This is a genomic window from Pseudomonas sp. 5P_3.1_Bac2 (assembly GCF_025465995.1).
Classification (GTDB): domain Bacteria; phylum Pseudomonadota; class Gammaproteobacteria; order Pseudomonadales; family Pseudomonadaceae; genus Aquipseudomonas.
The window spans coordinates 489,841-507,894 of sequence record NZ_JANLNY010000023.1; the positions used below are offsets into that span (position 1 = coordinate 489,841).

Consider the following 18,054-nt stretch of genomic DNA (forward strand, 5'->3'; position numbering starts at 1 on the left):
TCAAACCAAAAAACTCAGGCCCACGCTAAACAGCAGCAAGGCAAATAGACGCTTAAGCAGGCGTGGCGACAACTTGTGCGCCAAACGCGCGCCGAAGCGGGCAAAAAACATACTGGGGATGGCAATACCGAGCAGCGCCGGCAAGTAGACAAAGCCCAAGCTCCACTCGGGCAGTTCAGGACGATGCCAGCCCAGCCAGATAAAGCTCAGGGCACTGAAGATCGCAATCGGCAAGCCACAGGCCGCCGAGGTGGCCACCGCCTTTTGCATCGGCACGCTGCGCCAAGTCAGGAACGGCACGGTCAACGAACCACCGCCGATGCCGAAGATCGCCGAAGCCCAGCCGATCACCACACCCGCCAGCGTCAGCCCCGGCTTGCCTGGGACCTCCCGGCCAGCCTTGGGTTTCAACTCGAAGACCATCTGGATGGCAATCACAATGGCAAACACGCCAATGATTTTTTGCAGCAGCGGCCCTTGAATCGCCGCCGCAGTGGCCGAGCCTAAGGCCGCGCCGAGCAAAATCCCCAGCGTCATCCAGGCAAACACCGGCCATAACACGGCGCCTTTGCGGTGGTGCTCAAGAATCGAGTTGATCGACGTGAAGATGATGGTCGCCAGCGACGTGCCTACGGCCAAGTGGGTCAGCACTTCCGGCGACACGCCCATGGCCGTGAAGCTCAGCACCAGCACCGGGACGATAATGATGCCGCCGCCCACTCCAAACAGCCCAGCCAGGGTTCCCGCTGCGCAGCCCAGCACTAAATACAACAGCAGTTCCATAGCCACCCCCGCAAATGATCCCGCATGGTAACGGAAGCAGCCTGTTGTGCTCCACATTGGCAGATATACGACGTTATGCCTTTGCTAAAGTGCCCCTGACATTTTCGTGCTATGTAACAGCACGCAACGCTGCTTAACCCCAGCAGTTCCCTTACCCTAGACGCGGCAGTAATCACCTATGTGCTTGATTGTCTTCGCTTGGCGCCCCGGCCATGCCCTGCCCTTGCTGGTGGCAGCCAATCGGGATGAGTTCTATGCCCGCCCCAGCCAGGCCGCCGCGCCCTGGCCTGAGGCGCCAGGCATAATCGCCGGGCGTGACCTGCAAGCCGGCGGCACCTGGTTGGGCATTGGCCCCAACGGGCGCTTTGCTGCGCTGACCAATATCCGTGACCCCAGCCTAGCTCTTGGGCAGCGCTCCAGAGGGGAGCTGGCGGCCAACTTCCTGCGCGGCGGACACAATCCTGCAGAGTTTTTGCGCGACCTCAGCCAGCAGCGCCAGCACTACAGCGGCTTTAACCTGCTGCTGGGGGACGCCCAGCAGCTCTGGCACTTCAATTCCCACAGCGCCGAGATACGTTGTTTGCCGGCCGGTCTTTATGGTCTGTCGAATGACGACCTGGATACGCCCTGGCCCAAGCTGCAACGGGCCAAAGCCGACCTCGCCACCTGCCTCGCCAAGCCCAGCAGCAGCGCGCTGCTCCAGTTGCTGCATAATCCGCAGCCCGCCGCCGATGAGCTGCTACCGGATACCGGAGTAGGTTTGCCCACTGAGCGCTTGCTGAGCAGCGTATTTATCCACAGCGACGCCTATGGCACCCGCGCCAGCACCAGTGTGATCGTGCACAGCGATGGCCGCCGCGAGCTGACTGAACGCAGCTTTGCCAGTCATGGCGAGTTTATCGCTGAGGTGCAGTGGCAGGGCTAAGCAGTCTGCGCGACGCTTGCAGGCGTCGCGCAGCCGGTGTGGCGCTTAAGCCTGGATGTCCGAGGCTGGATTGAGCATGCGATCCAGGCCCAGATTGCGCAGCGCCAGGAGCAAGGTGCTGCGAATTACCTGCGGATTGTCGATGGTCATCACTTGCGCCAGCAGCTCTTTGGCCTTGCTCATGCTGATCTGCCGTAGCAACCACTTCACCTTGGGCAAGTTGGTGGCGTTCATCGACAGGCCGTCAAACCCCATGGCCATCAGCAACACGGCGCAGGCCGGATCGCCGGCCATTTCGCCGCAAATGCTCACCGGCTTGCCTTCGGCATGGGCGCCTTCAACCACCTTGATCAGCGCTTGCAGCACCGCCGGGTGCAGGTAGTCGTATAAATCGGCCACCCGTGGGTTGTTGCGATCCACGGCGAGCAGGTACTGGGTCAGGTCGTTGGAGCCGACCGAGAGGAAGTCCACTTGCCGCGCCAACTCGCGAGTCTGATAGACCGCTGCGGGCACTTCGATCATCACGCCAATGGGCGGCAACGGCACATCGGTGCCTTCGTCGCGCACTTCGCCCCAGGCGCGGTGGATCAGGTGCAGGGCTTCTTCCAACTCCTGAATCCCAGAGATCATCGGCAGCAAGATGCGCAGGTTATTCAGGCCTTCGCTGGCCTTGAGCATGGCCCGCGCCTGCACCAGGAAGATTTCCGGATGGTCGAGGGTCACGCGGATGCCGCGCCAGCCGAGGAAGGGGTTGTCCTCTTTGATCGGGAAATAGCTCAGCGCCTTATCGCCGCCCACGTCGAGGCTGCGCATGGTCACGGGCAGCGGGTGGAAGGCTTGCAACTGCTCGCGGTAAATCGCCATCTGCTCTTTCTCGCTGGGGAAGCGCTCCTTGATCATAAAGGGCACTTCGGTGCGGTACAGCCCTACGCCTTCCGCGCCACGCTCCTGGGCGCGTCTGACATCGGCGAGCAAACCGGTGTTGACCCACAGCGGCATACGCCGGCCATCGGTGGTTTCGCAGGGCAATTCGCGCAGGGCCGCCAGGCCTTGGGCCAGTTGACGCTCCTCTTCCAACACCTCGGCGTACTGCTTGCGCAGCACCTCGCTGGGGTTGGTGTAGACGTCACCGTGGTAGCCATCGACGATCAGCTGGATGCCATCGATCTTCGAGTACGGCAGATCGACCGCGCCCATCACCGTGGGGATGCCCATGGCGCGGGCGAAGATGGCGACGTGGGAGTTGCCCGACCCCGAGACGGAGACTAAGCCGACCAGCTTGCCTTCCGGCACTTCGCCGAGCATGGCTGGGGATAGTTCTTCGCTGACCAGGATGCAGTTGTCCGGGTACACCAGCGCTTGCTGATGGGCCTGCTGCAGATAAGCCAACAGACGCCGACCGAGGTCTTTCACGTCACTGGCGCGCTCGCGCAGGTAATCGTCGTCCATCAGACCAAAGCGGTTAACGTGCTCGGCCACCACCTGCCGCAGCGCGCCTTGGGCCCACTGGCCGGTGCGGATGACCTTGACCACCTCGTTACCCAAGGCGGCGTCTTCGAGCATCATCAAATACACATCAAACAGCGCCCGCTCTTCAGGGCGCAACTGGGTGGCCATCTTCGCCGATAGCGTGCGCATATCGGCGCGCACGTTTTCCAGCGCCGACTTGAACAGCTCCAGCTGAGCGTCGATGTCTTCCGCGACTTTATCTGGCACCACATCCAGATCCGCCGGCGGCAGCACCACCACGGCGGTGCCTACGGCCGCGCCGGGCGAGCCGGGCAAGCCGACGAACTTGGCTTCCTGAATGCCCTTGCCTTGGCGGCCCAAGCCACGGATCGAGCCGGTGGCCTCGGCGTGGGCGATAACCCCGGCCAACTGCGCACTCATGGTGACGAGGAAGGCTTCTTCGCCCTCGTCGAACTGGCGCTGTTCTTTTTGCTGCACCACCAAGACGCCCATCACCCGGCGGTGGTGGATGATCGGTGCGCCTAGGAAGGAGGCGTAACGCTCCTCGCCGGTTTCGGCGAAGTAGCGGTAGCGCGGGTGTTCGGAGGCGTGCTCAAGGTTCAGCGGCTCCTCGCGGGTGCCAACTAAGCCGACCAAGCCTTCATTGGGCGCCATGCTGACCTTGCCGATGGCCTTTTTATTCAGACCCTCGGTGGCCATCAGGACGAAGCGGTTGGTGTCCGGGTCCAGCAGATACACCGAGCACACCTGGCTGCCCATGGCCGCGCGCACGCGCTGCACGATAATGCCCAACGCCGCCTTGAGGTCCTTGGCGGAGTTTACTTCCTGGACAATCTTGCGCAGCGTATTGAGCATGCTTGGTTGGTGCCTTGTGTCAGTCCCGCACTAATAGGCGCGGAGCAAGTTCCTTGAGGGCGCGACGATAAACTTCGCGCTTAAATGTGACCACTTGACCTAACGGATACCAATAACTGACCCAGCGCCAACCGTCGAATTCCGGTTTGCCGGTGAGGTCCATACGTACGCGGTTCTCATCGCCGGTGAGGCGCAGCAAGAACCACTTTTGCTTTTGACCGATACACAACGGTTGGCTATGGGTGCGTACTAGACGCTGGGGCAGACGATAACGCAACCAGCCTCGGGTACAGGCAAGAATTTTTACATCTTGCTGTTCCAACCCCACTTCTTCATTCAACTCGCGATAAAGCGCCTCTTCAGGCGACTCGCGGTCATTGATGCCACCTTGCGGAAATTGCCAGGCATCTTGGTTAATCCGCCGCGCCCACAGCACCTGCCCGACATCATTGGTCAGAATGATGCCGACATTGGGGCGAAAACCATCAGGATCGATCACGGCGAGCAACCTCGTAAGCGCATGTTTCGGCATTGTTCCATAAAGATTGCAACAGCAGCAATGCGGGGCTTTGCACAATGGGCATGCCGCACAAAAGCCGCTATCCTCAGCCCCCTCAGACCTTTGTAAGGACAGGTACTCCCGTGCGTTTGGCTTTATTTGATCTCGATAACACCCTCTTGGGCGGTGACAGTGACCACGCCTGGGGCGACTACCTCTGCGAACGCGGCATTCTGGACCGCGCCGCGCACCAAGCGCGTAACGACGAATTCTTTAAGGCTTATCAAAACGGCACCCTGAATATCGCCGACTACCTGAACTTCAGCCTGGAATTGCTCGGGCGTACCGATATGGCCCAGTTGGATCAATGGCACCGCGAATTTATGCGCGACCGCATCGAGCCGATCATCCTGCCCAAGGCCTTGGAACTGCTGGATAAGCACCGCGCCGCCGGTGACCAGTTGCTGATCATCACCGCCACCAACCGCTTTATCACCGGACCGATTGCCGCGCGCCTGGGCGTCGACACCCTGCTGGCCACCGAGTGCGAGATGATCGATGGCCGTTACACCGGGCGTACCACGGACGTGCCGTGCTTCCAGGGCGGCAAGGTGACACGCCTGAATCGCTGGCTCAAAGAAAACGGCCAGAGCTTAGAAGACAGCTATTTCTACAGCGACTCGATCAACGATCTGCCGCTGCTGGAACAAGTCAGCCACCCCTTCGCCGTCGACCCCGACGCCAAGCTGACCGCCACCGCCAACGAACGCGGCTGGCCGATCATCTCGCTGCGCTAAGCCCTTAGGGGTGGATGGATGAAGCGTCATCCACCCTACGCGCTACCCACAGCCACCCACCGTAGGGTGGTCAACGGCCGCGCAGCGGCCTTGGCCACCATCGCAACCGCCCCAAATTGAAGGCTTGCCGATCTATCAATGCACGGCTGCATGGTGGATGGATGAAGCGTCATCCACCCTACGCGCTATCCACAGCCACCACGGTAGGGTGGTCAACGGCCGCAAAGCGGCCTTGGCCACCATCGCCACCACCCCAAACTTGAAGGCTTACCGATCTATCGATGCACGGCCGCATAGTGGATGGGTAAAGCGTCATCCACCCGACGCTCCATCTACAGCCACCACGGTAGGGTGGTCAACGGCCGCGCAGCGGCCTTGGCCACCATCGCAACCGCCCCAAACTTGAAGACTTACCGATCTATCTATGGTGCGGCTGCATGGTGGACGGGTGAAGCGTCATCCACCCTACACGCTATCCACAGCCGCTCACCGTAGGGTGGTCAACGGCCGCAAAGCGGCCTTGGCCACCATCGCAACCGCCCCAAATTGAAGGTTTGCCGATCTATCTATGGTGCGACCGCATGGTGGATGGGTGAAGCGTCATCCACCCTACGCTCTATCCACAGCCACCACGGTAGGGTGGTCAACGGCCGCGCAGCGCCTTGGCCACCATCGCCCCCAAACTGAAGGCTTGCCGATCTATCTATGCACGGCTGCATGGTGGATGGGTGAAGCGTCATCCACCCTACGTGCTATCCCTCGATTGGAGGGGCTAGTCGAGATACAAGGGTGCAATCGCCGCACAGGCGCTTGCACCGTAGCGCCGGTCAACCCGACATAAGCTGCGCGCAAACAAAAACGCCGCCTGTCAGGCGGCGCTTATTACAAGCGGGGTTTACAGGGGTTTGGCGCCCATCAGGCCCAAAATCGCCAACAGCAGCACCACGATCAACACGGCGTAAACGGCGCTGAAGCGGGTGATTTTGCTGGGTGCGGGCGTCGCCCCCAATGCCTGCCAGGCGGCCAGGCGACCATTGAGCAACAGCACCACGATGACCAGCACGGCGAACAACAAGCTGCTGCCCAGCAGCCAGGTTTGTCCCAGCGGCAAGCCGGCCAGGTTCACCAGCCACCAGCCACTCACCGGCAGGCTCAAGGCCAACAGGCTGAGCACCGGCAGGCTGATCAGGCGGGTGCGTTTGAGCTTGCGTTGCAGCACCGCGCTGTCGCCGCCACGGGCGGCCTTCCACAGCATAAAGATGTGCGCCAGCACACCCAGCAGCACCAGCACCGCCGGGGCGCTGTGGAGGATTTTCAGTAGCAGGTAATGTTCCATCACAGAATTCCTTTGTGCTCAGGCTTAACCGAGGAAGAGTTTATAGGCCGGGTTGTCGCTTTCATCCCAATAGGGATAACCGATCTCGGCCAACGCTGCCGGAAGCAACTCACGTTCTGCCGTCGGCACTTGCAAGCCCGCGACCACCCGGCCATCGGCCGCGCCATGGTTGCGGTAGTGGAACATCGAGATATTCCAGCGCCCGCCCAACTTCTGCAGGAAGTTAAACAAGGCACCTGGGCGCTCAGGGAATTCGAAGCGGTACACGCACTCATCCGGCACCGCTGCGGCATGGCCGCCGACCATATGGCGGATATGCAGCTTGGCCAGTTCGTTATCGGTCAGGTCCAGCACCGGGAAGCCCTTATCGCGCAGGCCTTGGACCAATGCCACACGCGGATCGGTCTCGGGATGCGTCTGCACGCCGACGAAGATATGCGCCTCGCTGCCGGTGTGGTAGCGGTAGTTGAACTCGGTGATCTGCCGCTTACCCAGCGCCTCGCAGAAGGCTTTAAAGCTGCCCGGCTGCTCGGGGATGGTCACCGCAATGATCGCTTCACGGCCTTCGCCCAACTCGGCGCGCTCGGCAACATGGCGCAGACGGTCGAAGTTGACGTTGGCGCCGGAGTCGATACCCACCAGCACTTGACCGGTGCAGCCTTCACGCTCCACATACTTTTTGATCCCGGCCACGCTCAACGCGCCGGCGGGTTCGGTGATCGAACGGGTGTCGTCGTAGATGTCCTTGATCGCCGCACAGATTTCATCGGTGCTGACGGTGATCACTTCATCCACATAGCTTTTGCAGATATCGAAGGTGAACGCGCCGATTTGCGCCACCGCCACGCCATCGGCAAACAACCCCACCTGCGGCAGCACCACGCGCTCGCCGGCCGCCATGGCCACTTGCAGGCAGTTGGAGTCGTCCGGTTCGACGCCGATGACTTTGATCTCTGGGCGCAGGTACTTCACGTACGCGGCGATACCCGCGATCAGACCGCCGCCACCGACCGGGACGAAGATGGCATCCAGTTGCCCCTGCTGCTGACGCAGGATCTCCATGGCGATGGTGCCTTGGCCGGCAATGGTGTGCGGGTCGTCGTAAGGGTGGATATAGGTGTAGCCCTGCTCTTCGACCAGCTTGAGCGAATGCGCCAGCGCCTCGGGGAAACTGTCGCCGTGCAGCACCACAATGCCGCCGCGCGAACGCACGCCATGCACTTTGATTTCCGGAGTGGTTTTGGGCATGACGATGGTCGCCGCCACACCGAGCTTTTTCGCCGCCAGGGCCAGGCCTTGGGCATGGTTGCCGGCCGAGGCAGTGACCACGCCGCGGGCTTGTTCCTCAGCCGTGAGCTGGGCCAGCTTGTTGTAAGCGCCGCGAATTTTGAACGAGTAAACCGGCTGCAAGTCTTCGCGCTTGAGCAAAATCTGGTTGCCCAGACGCTCTGTCAATTGGTTGGCCGCTTGCAGCGGCGTTTCCACGGCGACGTCGTAGACGCGCGAGGTGAGGATTTTCTTAACGTAATCTTCGAGCATAAGAGCGTTCGCAGGCGGCTTACAGAGAATCAGGGAGTCTACCCCAGCGCCGCGCCGCACGACCATATGACGCAGCGGCTTTTGCCGGCCGGCGCTTCGTTTAACAGGCCAGCACGGTATAATTCGCCCCAATATTGACTTCCACCAGGCTCCCCCAGATGAATCAGGATCAACTCAAGCAAGCCGTGGCCCAGGCTGCCGTCGACTACATTCTGCCCAAGCTCGACGCCAAGAGCGTGATCGGCGTAGGCACCGGCTCCACCGCCAACTGCTTTATCGATGCCCTGGCTAAGCACAAGATGGACTTCGACGGCGCTGTCGCCAGCAGCGAAGCCACCGCCGCCCGCCTCAAAGGCCACGGCATCCCGGTGTATGAACTGAACACAGTCAGCGACCTGGAGTTTTACATCGACGGCGCCGATGAGAGCGACGAGCACCTCAACCTGATCAAAGGCGGTGGCGCTGCCCTGACCCGCGAGAAGATCGTCGCCGCCGTGGCCAAGACCTTTATCTGCATCGCCGACGCCAGCAAGCTGGTGCCGGTGCTGGGTGCCTTCCCACTGCCGGTGGAAGTCATCCCCATGGCACGCAGCCACGTCGCCCGTCAGTTGGTGAAGCTCGGCGGCGATCCGGTGTACCGCGAAGGTGTAGTCACCGATAACGGCAACGTGATTCTCGACGTGTACAACCTGTCGATCACCCAGCCAGCGGAGCTGGAAAGCCAGATCAACGCCATCGTCGGCGTGGTGACCAACGGCCTGTTCGCCGCCCGCCCGGCTGATTTGCTGCTACTGGGCACCCCCTCAGGCGTGAAGAGCCTGAACCGCGCCTAAGAGGCTTAACAGCAAAACCAGACGACTGTGCAAGAATGGATCCAGTAGGCACAATGCCAGCGCCGTAACCGGCATGTTATGGCTTGTGCCTTCGCCTTGGGCTTAGCGCCCGGCGAGCATCTTCTGCATTGTCATTGGGGTCGTCTGAGTTATGTCTGCATTTGTCGCGAGTGCCCACGATCGCCTGCTCGACTTAGGCGATCTGCTGCGTGAACTGGTCAGCCAAGGCCGCCTCTGTCAGGACAATGCCGAGCACTGCCTGGCGGTACGCCGCAGCGCGGTGAATAACCAGCAACATCCGCTGGAGTTTCTCGCCTGCCAGCAGTTCGACGACCTCACCCGTCCCGGTAAAAAACTCGACCTCGAAGCCCTGACCCTGTGGCTGGCCGAGCAGACAGGCCAGCCCTATCTGCGCATCGACCCGTTAAAAATCGATGTCGCCACCACCACCGGGCTGATGTCCTATGCCTTTGCCCAGCGTCATAAAATCCTCGCCGTGGCGGTGGATAAAGACTGTGTGACCATCGCCAGCAGCCAACCGCTGGTGCGCAGCTGGGAAGACAACCTGACCCATGTGCTCAAGCGCCCGATCAAACGGGTGCTGGCCAACCCCGTGGATATCCAGCGCTTCACCGTCGAGTTCTATCGCCTGGCGCGCTCGGTCACTGGCGCTTCGGCGGTGGACGGCAAACTCAGTGCGGTGGGCAACTTTGAGCAGCTGCTCAATCTCGGCGCCCAAGACCAGGAGCCGGATGCCAACGACGCGCATATCGTCAATATCGTCGACTGGTTGTTCCAATACGCCTTCCAACAGCGCGCCAGCGATATCCATATCGAACCGCGGCGCGAGCAAGGCAGCGTGCGCTTTCGTATCGACGGCGTGCTGCACACGGTTTATCAGTTCCCGCCGCAGGTCACGGTGGCCATCGTCAGCCGCCTGAAGAGCCTGGGCCGGATGAACGTGGCGGAGAAACGCAAACCGCAAGACGGCCGGGTGAAAACCAAAACCCCGGATGGCGCCGAAGTGGAGCTGCGCCTGTCGACCCTGCCCACCGCCTTTGGCGAGAAGATGGTGATGCGCATTTTCGACCCTGAGGTGCTGCTGAAAAGCTTCGACCAGCTGGGTTTCTCCGCCGACGACATGCGCCGCTGGCAGAGCATGACCCGCCAGGCCAACGGCATCATTCTGGTCACCGGCCCTACTGGTTCAGGCAAGACCACCACGCTGTACACCACGCTTAAGCAACTGGCGACCCAAGAGGTTAACGTCTGCACCATTGAAGACCCGATCGAGATGATCGAGGGCGCCTTCAACCAGATGCAGGTGCAGAGCAATATCGACCTGACCTTCGCCAGTGGCGTGCGCGCCCTGATGCGCCAGGACCCGGACATCATCATGGTCGGCGAAATCCGCGACCTGGAAACCGCCGAGATGGCGATCCAAGCGGCGCTGACCGGGCACTTGGTGCTGTCGACCCTGCACACCAACGATGCCCCCAGCGCCATTACCCGCCTGCTGGAGCTGGGCGTGCCGCATTACCTGCTCAAGGCCACCATCCTCGGCGTCATGGCCCAGCGCTTGGTGCGTACCCTGTGCCCGCACTGCAAAGAGCCGCACACGCTGAATGAAGAAGACTGGCAGCAACTGACCAAACCCTGGAACGCGCCGCTGCCAACCCAGGCGATGCGGGCGGTAGGTTGTCTGGAATGTCGCGATACGGGTTATCGGGGCCGCGCCGGAGTCTATGAAATCATGCTGCTTAACGACGCCATGAAGCCCTTGATCAGCGCCGACACTGACCTGCTCAACCTGCGCCGGCATGCCTTTAAAGATGGCATGCGCAGCCTGCGCTTATCCGGCGCGCAAAAAATTGCCGCCGGCCTGACCACCCTTGAGGAAGTGCTGCGGGTTACCCCGCAGAGTGAACAACGCTAACTGCGCGACTGCACCTGGGCAATCACCGTGGCCACCCGTTGCGGCTGGCAGCTCAGGTAGGCGGAGTTTTTCAGCAGGCGCTGATCGGAGTGCCAGGCAAACAAGAACTGCCCGCCTTTCAGTTGATCCACCACCATGCGCGCCACTTCCGGACGCACGGCCGGGCAGCCAAGGCTGCGGCCAATCCGACCCTGGCTGCGCACCAGGCTCGGGCTGACATAAGACGCACCATGGATGACGATATCCCGCTCGCGGGCCAGATCATTCACACCTGGGTCCAAACCATCCATGCGCAGCGAATAACCATGCTTGCCGCTGTAGGTTTCGGCGGTGCGGAACAACCCCAGGCTGGATTGGTTGCTGCCCAGGCGGTTGGAGAAGGTCTCGGCGAAGTTTTCCCCGGACATCCGCCCGTGAGCGACGAAGTCGCGCAGCAGCAAACGCTTGCGCTGCAAATCAAAGATCCACAGGCGCCGCTCAGTGGAAGGTCGCGAATAATCGATGACGGCTAAGCGCCGTGCCGGCTCGGCGCCATGGTTGACGGCGCACTGCATGGCCGCCAGCGCATGCTCCAGCGCCTGCCGGTTAAGCCCGGGCGCCACCAGGCTCAACTCGCGCTGTAATACTTGAACTTGGCTGGGCGCTGCGCCCACTCCCCCGGTAAACACTGCTCCCAGCAAAAATAAGGCGCCACAAAAAACGTGACTCAGACGTCGAAACATTGAAGAAGTACCTCTAAGCAACAATCGTTGGCAGCTTTTGTAATAAGTTATTGCAGTTGCCCTTATTCACCTGACCGCTATTATCCAACCTGCTGCACTACGGCAGCGGTCATGATAGGCCAAGGACTGGAGCAGTAGATTGTTGAAAAAAACCGCATATTACCTGAGCCTTGCCGCGCTCCTTGCGCCATTGGTCGCTAACGCCGAGCAGCCGGTCCAGTCCTCTGCTAACGAGCTGTCCAGCCTGCTTCATGACCTATCCCCTTGCGGCAAGCTCCCTGCCAGCCTAGACCAGGCAGCGCAGAGCCGTTTGCAACAGTTCTACGGCCAACAGCAAAACCAGCCTGCGTGGTCCACACCGGCACGCCTGCAAGAGCTGCACGAGCAAATCGCCCAGTTGGCCGATGACGGCCTGTCCCCCAGCGAATATCCACTGCCCGCGCTGCAGGGCGATACCGGCAACAATAGCAACACAGCCTGTGCCGATATATTGACCAGCCACAGCTTTTTGCAAGCTTTGCAGCATTTACAAGGTGGCCGCTTGCACCCCAAAGCGGCTGAGCGCCTGTGGCGTGCGCCGGACCTGCCCGCCAGTGACAGCCAGGCCGCGAGCCTTGCCGTGGCCATTGCCCACCTTGAGCAGCCGAGCGCCGCCTTTGCCGCCGCCCGCCCACAGAGCCTGCAATATCAACAACTGCGCCAAGCCTATGCGCAGCAGCGGCAGCACAGCCTGGCTCAGTGGCAAGCGCTGGCCAGCGGGCAACTGCTCAAACCCAATGGCCAGGATCTGCGCCTGCCGCAGCTGCGCACGCGCTTAAGTGCCGAAGGTTACCTGACCCTGCCGGCGAACAACGCAGACAGCAGTTACGATCCAGCGACCCAACAAGCCTTGCAGGACTTTCAGCGTGACCATGGACTTAACCCCGATGGCGTGCTGGGCCCGGCCAGCCTGACCGAGCTGAATATCTCCCCAGCCGTGCGCCGTGAGCAACTGCGCGCCAACCTCGAGCGCCTGCGCTGGCTGGGCAACGACCTAAACCACGCCGAGGTGCTGATCAACGTCGCCGCCGCCGAGCTGCAAGTCTGGCAACAGCAGCAACTGCGCTGGAGCACTCGGGTCCAGGTGGGTCGCGCGGAGCGCGCCACGCCACTGCTGATCTCGCAGATCAATCGCCTCACGCTTAATCCGACCTGGACAGTGCCGCCGACCATCTGGCGCGAGGACAAGTTGCCGGCCATCCGCCAGGACCTCGGTTACTTGGACAAACACCAACTGAGCGTGATCGATCATGACGGCAATGTCCTCGACCCACTGACTATCGACTGGCAAAACCCCGGCGCGGTCATGCTCCGCCAAGCCGCCGGCAAGGCCAATCCGCTGGGACGCATGGCCGTGCGCTTCGCCAACCCCTTTGCCGTGTATTTGCACGACACTCCCAGCCAGCACCTGTTTAGCAAAGCACCACGGGCGTTTAGCGCCGGCTGCGTGCGGGTCGAGGCGGTGGACAGCCTGCTCGACTGGCTGCTCAGCGCCGATGAGGCCACAGCGGTACGCGAGCGCATCGCCACCGGCGAGACTCAGCAATATCGGCTCAAACAGCCGAAAACCCTGCTGATGGCCTACTGGACTGCCGCCGCCAACGCCGATGGCAAACTGCAGTACTACCCCGATATCTACCGTCAGGATCAACCGCTGATCCAAGCGCTGCCACACTGACAGCCGTCAGCTAGGTGCATCCTAGACGCATCAACGATTCGCCTCAGTCTGTTAGCACCGCCACAGATATGCCGCAGTGCCTGTGCTATACAGCCGCTGCTTGGCGCTTTGCTCAGGCCGAATAAACCCTATCCAACACTAAAGGAGCTTTTACAGATGGAAGTTGGCAGCGTGTTGTTTCTCTTCGTGGCACTGGCCTTTGCCATTGTTTTTATGGGCGTGAAGGTCGTGCCACAGGGTAGCGAATGGACCGTCGAGCGCTTTGGCCGTTACATCCACACGCTCAAACCGGGCTTAAACCTGATCGTACCGGTGATGGACCGCATTGGCCGCAAGCTCAATGTGATGGAGAACGTGTTGGATATCCCGGCCCAGGAAGTGATCACCTCGGATAACGCCACGGTGCAGATCGACGCCATCTGCTTCTTCCAGATCATCAATGCGGCCCAAGCAGCCTATGAGGTGAATGACCTCGAACACGCCATCCGCAATCTGGTGATGACCAATATCCGCACCGTGCTCGGCTCCATGGAACTGGACGCCATGCTCGGCCAGCGCGACGCGATCAACGAACGCCTGCTCAAGACCGTCGATGAAGCCACCGCGCCGTGGGGGATCAAGATCACCCGCATCGAAATCAAAGACATCAGCCCACCCGCTGACCTGATGGCGGCGATGTCCGGGCAGATGAAGGCCGAGCGCATCAAGCGGGCGCAAATCCTGGAGGCCGAAGGTCTGCGTGCGGCCGCGATTCTTACCGCCGAAGGGCAGAAGCAAGGCGACATCCTCAAAGCCGAAGGCCAGCGCCAGGCCGCCTTCCTCGAAGCCGAAGCCCGTGAGCGTGCCGCCCAGGCCGAAGCCGAGGCGACCCGAATGGTTTCCGAGGCCATCGCCAGTGGCAACGTGCAGGCGGTTAACTACTTCGTCGCGCAGAAATACATCGAGGCCTTAGGCAACCTGGCCAGCGCCAATAACAGCAAGGTGATTCTCATGCCGCTGGAAGCCAGCCAAGTGATCGGCGCGGTGGGCGGCATCGGCGAAATCGTCAAAGCCACATTCGACAAACAGAAGGCTTAACCTATGTGGGAGTTTGTCCAGCAGCTGTCGCCGTGGAACTGGCTAGCCCTCGGCACCTTATTGCTGATCCTCGAAGTGTTTGGCGCCGGCGGTTATCTACTGTGGATTGGCCTGGCCGCCGTCAGCGTCGGCATCCTCAGCTTTGTCGTTGGCGACATCCCCTGGAGCGCGCAGTTTGTCGCCTTTGGCCTGCTCTCAGTCGTCACGGTTTGGCTTTGGCACCGCCACCAACAGCGCACGAGCCAAAGCCCTAGCCAAGCCGGCCTGAACCAACGTGGCAGCGAGCTGCTGGGCCGCGAATTCCCCCTGCACGAGGCCATCAGCCGTGGCCGCGGCAAGATCAAAGCCGGTGATAGTCTATGGCTGGTGAGCGGCGCCGACATGCCGGCCGGCAGCAACGTGCGGGTGGTCGGCCAAGAAGGCGTGATCCTATTGGTGGAGAACGCAGCGCAAGACTAACTCGAACAAGGCGCAAACATGCCAGGACGACATGTATTGCTGCTCGCCCTGCTGCTGAGCCTGGGCAGCTGCAACCTGCTTAAGCTGGATCAGCAAATGCAGCAGGCCCACCAACAGCTGCAGTTGGTCAGCGGTCAACTTCGCGCCAGCGACTCCGGCAATAGCGCTTGGGTGGCGCTGCTGGATGAACACAGCCAGGTGCTGGAATACCGCATTAGCGCGCCACGCGAAGGCTTTTACTTCACCGTGGCGCCAGGTCACTACCAACTGCTGGCCTTTGAAGACCGCAACGCTAACTTCCGCCTCGACCGCGATGAACCGCGCCAGTGGTTGCAGACAGCGCAGACCACAGCGCTGGCCGTGCAACCTAACCCGAACCAGTGGCAGCAGTTGATCCAGCTCAACCCCATCGAGCTGCATAGCCGCTCACTGGCGGCGGCGCCCAAGCTGGATCTGCGCTTGCAGGTTCTGTACGGCCAGCAACCGCGCCTCCAAAGCAATTACCTGCAACCGATCAGCCTTAACGATGTGCGTTTTGATCCGCAGAGTGTCAGCCTCGGCGCCTGGCAGCCGCTGACCTTTATCCAGCAGTTTGGCTATGGCCTGTACCTGCTCGCGCCTTGGGACAAAGACAAGGAGCCCATCTTCTTAGTCCACGGCATCAATTCTTCGCCGCGCGACTGGCAAGAGCTGCTGGCTAAGCTCGACCTCAGGCACTTTCAGCCGGTGTTGTTCCACTACCCCAGCGGCCTGCCGCTGAATAACAGCGCTTATTTGCTCAGCGTGGCCATGCGTGATGTGCAGCTGCGCTACGGACCACGGCGCATGCATATCTTTGCCCACAGCATGGGCGGCCTGTTAGCGCGCCGCGCGGTGCAGCAACTCAGCCCGAGTGACGATCAGCGCCTGTGTTTGTTTATTACCCTGTCCACGCCTTGGGCCGGCCATCCTTCGGCGGCCAGCGGTGTGCGTGATGTGCCGCTGGATATTCCCCTGTGGCGCGATCTGGCCCCCGGTAGCGCTTATTTGCAGCGCTTGTTCGCCAACCCCTTGCCAGCCCATATGCGCCAATGGCTGCTGGTCAGCTACAGCGGCAACAACAGTCTGTTGCCGACGCCCAACGACGGCGTGGTGCCCCTGGCTAGCGAGCTGGATAACCACGCCCAAGATGAAGCCGAGCAGTTATTTATGCTCGCGGAAGACCACAACAGCATCTTAAGCAGCTCGCGCAGCAGCCAGTTGCTCAACCGCGCGCTGGCCAGCCTGCCGAGCAAAGGCTGCCGGGGTAAAAACTAACCGGCACAGACAACAAAGCCCCGACTCAGCGGGGCTTTGTACAAGGCTCACGCCACGCGCTTTAGGCGTCGCTATCGGCCACTGCCTGGTAGGCCGCGGCGTCGAGCAGCTTGTCCAGCTCACTGGCGTCAGCCGGCTTGAGCTTGAAGAACCAGCTGGCGTATGGATCGCTGTTTACGTTTTCCGGGCTGTCGGCCAGGCTGTCGTTAATGGCGATGACTTCACCGGATACCGGCGCGTAGATGTCGGAAGCGGCCTTAACCGATTCCACCACCCCAGCTTCCTGACCGGCGCTGAGGGTTTTACCCACTTCCGGCAGCTCGATAAACACCACGTCGCCGAGGGCTTCTTGGGCGTGGTCAGAAATGCCTACGGTCACCGAACCATCGGCTTCCAGGCGTGCCCATTCGTGGCTGGCGGCGTAACGCAGGTCAGCAGGTACATTGCTCATTTAGGGGTCCTCATCAGGCATAACGGCGCCGGCGCCGTCATGGAAATTTAGCAGGCAGTGGCCTGACCATAGCAAATCAGTCAATCGTCGCCCAGCAGCACGCTGCCAGGCAGGTTGTTAGCCGTTATATCAGCGCTTTGCCATTACGTACAAAGGTTGGTTTAACCACCCGTACCGGATACCACTTGCCGCGGATCTCTACTTCAGCGCGCTCGCTGGTGGCACTCGGCACCCGCGCCAGGGCAATCGACTTACCCAGAGTAGGGGCAAAACTGCCGCTGGTGATCTCGCCTTCGCCGATGCCTTCGACTCGTACCACCTGATGGGCACGCAGTACGCCGCGCTCTTCCAAGACCAAACCGACCAGCTTGCTTTGCACGCCGGCCGCCTGCTGCTGGTGCAAGGCGTTACGCCCGATAAACTGACGCGCCGCTGGCTCCCAGGCCACAGTCCAAGCCATGTTGGCCACCAGCGGCGTGACGCTTTCGTCCATGTCCTGGCCGTACAGGTTCATCCCCGCCTCTAAGCGCAGGGTATCGCGGGCACCGAGGCCAATCGGCGAGATGCCGGCGCCAACCAGATCGTTCAGGAACTCCACCGCTTCGTTGGCGGGCAGCATGATTTCCAGACCGTCTTCACCGGTATAGCCGGTGCGGGCGATAAACCATTCGCCGTCCGCCTGGCCCTCGAAGGGCTTGAGGTTGTGGATCAGTTGCGCAGCGGACTGACGCACCTGTTCGGCGGTCTTTTGCCGGGCTTGCGGGCCTTGAATGGCGAGCATGGCCAGATCACTGCGCTGCTTGAGCTGCACGTCGAAATCCATGCTTTGCAGGTGCAGCCAGGCCAGGTCTTTGTCGCGGGTGGCGGCATTCACCACCAGGCGATAGCCGAAGTCTGTCAGGTAGACGATAAGATCATCGATGACGCCGCCCTGCTCGTTGAGCATGGCGCTGTACAGGGCTTTGCCAACCTCCGAAAGACGTTCGACGTCATTGGCCAGCAGAAGCTGCAGATAGGTTTTGGCTTGGGCGCCGCTGACATCGATCACGGTCATATGGGAAACATCAAACACCCCACAATCGCCGCGCACTTGGTGATGCTCATCGACCTGTGAGCCGTAATGCAACGGCATGTCCCAGCCGCCGAAGTCGACCATCTTGGCACCCAAGGCGAGGTGCATATCGTAGAGCGGTGTGCGCTGTCCCATAACTATCTCCTTGCGGGCTGGGCAGTCGGTGGCTGCCGGGATAGCCCCATCACTGGGGTCTCGGCTCGGTCTAACGAGTAGGCCTGCCGCCACGAATGGCGCGCATTGTAGCCGCAACACCGGAGGCGGTCACGTTGACCGGCCCAGCTGTG

At 61.2% G+C, this 18,054-nt stretch carries 16 protein-coding genes; 8 read left to right on the forward strand and 8 right to left on the reverse strand.

Annotation, left to right across the window (positions count from 1 at the left end; all coding sequences use genetic code 11):
• Nucleotides 1-783 carry a sulfite exporter TauE/SafE family protein gene (locus tag NTD81_RS15325; RefSeq protein ID WP_262183481.1) on the reverse strand — a complete coding sequence of 261 codons (783 nt, stop codon included), beginning with the start codon at nucleotides 781-783 and terminating at the stop codon, nucleotides 1-3.
• Nucleotides 784-961: 178 nt separating this feature from the next.
• Here NTD81_RS15325 and NTD81_RS15330 point away from each other — a divergent pair, with 178 nt between their 5' ends.
• The gene (locus NTD81_RS15330; RefSeq protein ID WP_262183482.1) at nucleotides 962-1,708 is read left to right on the forward strand and encodes an NRDE family protein; all 747 of its coding nucleotides are present in this window, start codon (nucleotides 962-964) and stop codon (nucleotides 1,706-1,708) included.
• Nucleotides 1,709-1,753: 45 nt separating this feature from the next.
• Here the strand turns inward: NTD81_RS15330 and ptsP are convergent, their stop codons facing one another.
• Nucleotides 1,754-4,033 carry a phosphoenolpyruvate--protein phosphotransferase gene (gene ptsP / locus NTD81_RS15335; protein ID WP_262183483.1) on the reverse strand — a complete coding sequence of 760 codons (2,280 nt, stop codon included), beginning with the start codon at nucleotides 4,031-4,033 and terminating at the stop codon, nucleotides 1,754-1,756.
• 19 nt (nucleotides 4,034-4,052) lie between these two features.
• Entirely contained in the window at nucleotides 4,053-4,532 is a 480-nt protein-coding gene (locus NTD81_RS15340) for an RNA pyrophosphohydrolase (protein ID WP_262183484.1), read from the reverse strand.
• 143 nt (nucleotides 4,533-4,675) lie between these two features.
• Here NTD81_RS15340 and NTD81_RS15345 point away from each other — a divergent pair, with 143 nt between their 5' ends.
• Nucleotides 4,676-5,329, forward strand: coding sequence for an HAD family hydrolase (locus tag NTD81_RS15345; RefSeq protein ID WP_262183485.1), 654 nt, complete (start codon nucleotides 4,676-4,678; stop codon nucleotides 5,327-5,329).
• Nucleotides 5,330-6,224: 895 nt separating this feature from the next.
• Here NTD81_RS15345 and NTD81_RS15350 read toward each other — a convergent pair.
• Both NTD81_RS15350 and ilvA read right to left on the reverse strand, forming a co-directional pair.
• Nucleotides 6,225-6,665 (reverse strand): DUF2269 domain-containing protein, encoded by a 441-nt coding sequence (locus NTD81_RS15350; RefSeq protein WP_262183486.1) that lies wholly within the window; start codon nucleotides 6,663-6,665, stop codon nucleotides 6,225-6,227.
• A 24-nt stretch (nucleotides 6,666-6,689) separates the two neighbouring features.
• Nucleotides 6,690-8,204, reverse strand: coding sequence for a threonine ammonia-lyase, biosynthetic (ilvA, locus tag NTD81_RS15355; RefSeq protein WP_262183487.1), 1,515 nt, complete (start codon nucleotides 8,202-8,204; stop codon nucleotides 6,690-6,692).
• A gap of 158 nt (nucleotides 8,205-8,362) precedes the next feature.
• On the opposite strand from ilvA, the gene rpiA reads away from it, so the two are divergent.
• Nucleotides 8,363-9,037: a ribose-5-phosphate isomerase RpiA gene (gene rpiA / locus NTD81_RS15360; RefSeq protein WP_262183488.1), complete on the forward strand. Its 675-nt coding sequence runs from the start codon at nucleotides 8,363-8,365 to the stop codon at nucleotides 9,035-9,037.
• A 151-nt stretch (nucleotides 9,038-9,188) separates the two neighbouring features.
• Nucleotides 9,189-10,973, forward strand: a complete 1,785-nt coding sequence (locus NTD81_RS15365) for a GspE/PulE family protein (RefSeq protein ID WP_262183489.1) — start codon at nucleotides 9,189-9,191, stop codon at nucleotides 10,971-10,973.
• On the opposite strand, the gene NTD81_RS15370 is transcribed toward NTD81_RS15365, so the two are convergent.
• On the reverse strand, nucleotides 10,970-11,695 hold the full coding sequence (locus NTD81_RS15370; protein WP_262183490.1) for a murein L,D-transpeptidase catalytic domain family protein: 726 nt from the start codon (nucleotides 11,693-11,695) through the stop codon (nucleotides 10,970-10,972). The genes NTD81_RS15365 and NTD81_RS15370 overlap by 4 nt on opposite strands.
• A gap of 139 nt (nucleotides 11,696-11,834) precedes the next feature.
• Between NTD81_RS15370 and NTD81_RS15375 the strand changes: the two genes are divergently transcribed.
• The 4 genes from NTD81_RS15375 to NTD81_RS15390 all read left to right on the forward strand — a co-directional run bounded on the left by NTD81_RS15375 (nucleotide 11,835) and on the right by NTD81_RS15390 (nucleotide 16,244).
• The gene (locus NTD81_RS15375; RefSeq protein ID WP_262183491.1) at nucleotides 11,835-13,412 is read left to right on the forward strand and encodes a murein L,D-transpeptidase; all 1,578 of its coding nucleotides are present in this window, start codon (nucleotides 11,835-11,837) and stop codon (nucleotides 13,410-13,412) included.
• A 156-nt stretch (nucleotides 13,413-13,568) separates the two neighbouring features.
• A complete protein-coding gene (locus tag NTD81_RS15380; protein WP_262183492.1) occupies nucleotides 13,569-14,489 on the forward strand; it encodes an SPFH domain-containing protein in 921 nt (306 codons plus the stop codon).
• Nucleotides 14,490-14,492: 3 nt separating this feature from the next.
• Complete coding sequence (locus NTD81_RS15385) at nucleotides 14,493-14,948, forward strand: NfeD family protein (protein WP_262183493.1); 456 nt, start codon at nucleotides 14,493-14,495, stop codon at nucleotides 14,946-14,948.
• An 18-nt stretch (nucleotides 14,949-14,966) separates the two neighbouring features.
• Entirely contained in the window at nucleotides 14,967-16,244 is a 1,278-nt protein-coding gene (locus NTD81_RS15390) for an esterase/lipase family protein (RefSeq protein ID WP_262183494.1), read from the forward strand.
• 61 nt (nucleotides 16,245-16,305) lie between these two features.
• On the opposite strand, the gene gcvH is transcribed toward NTD81_RS15390, so the two are convergent.
• Complete coding sequence (gene gcvH, locus NTD81_RS15395; RefSeq protein ID WP_262183495.1) at nucleotides 16,306-16,695, reverse strand: glycine cleavage system protein GcvH; 390 nt, start codon at nucleotides 16,693-16,695, stop codon at nucleotides 16,306-16,308.
• 124 nt (nucleotides 16,696-16,819) lie between these two features.
• Nucleotides 16,820-17,902 carry a glycine cleavage system aminomethyltransferase GcvT gene (gcvT, locus tag NTD81_RS15400; protein ID WP_262183497.1) on the reverse strand — a complete coding sequence of 361 codons (1,083 nt, stop codon included), beginning with the start codon at nucleotides 17,900-17,902 and terminating at the stop codon, nucleotides 16,820-16,822.
• Nucleotides 17,903-18,054 lie beyond the last annotated feature (152 nt).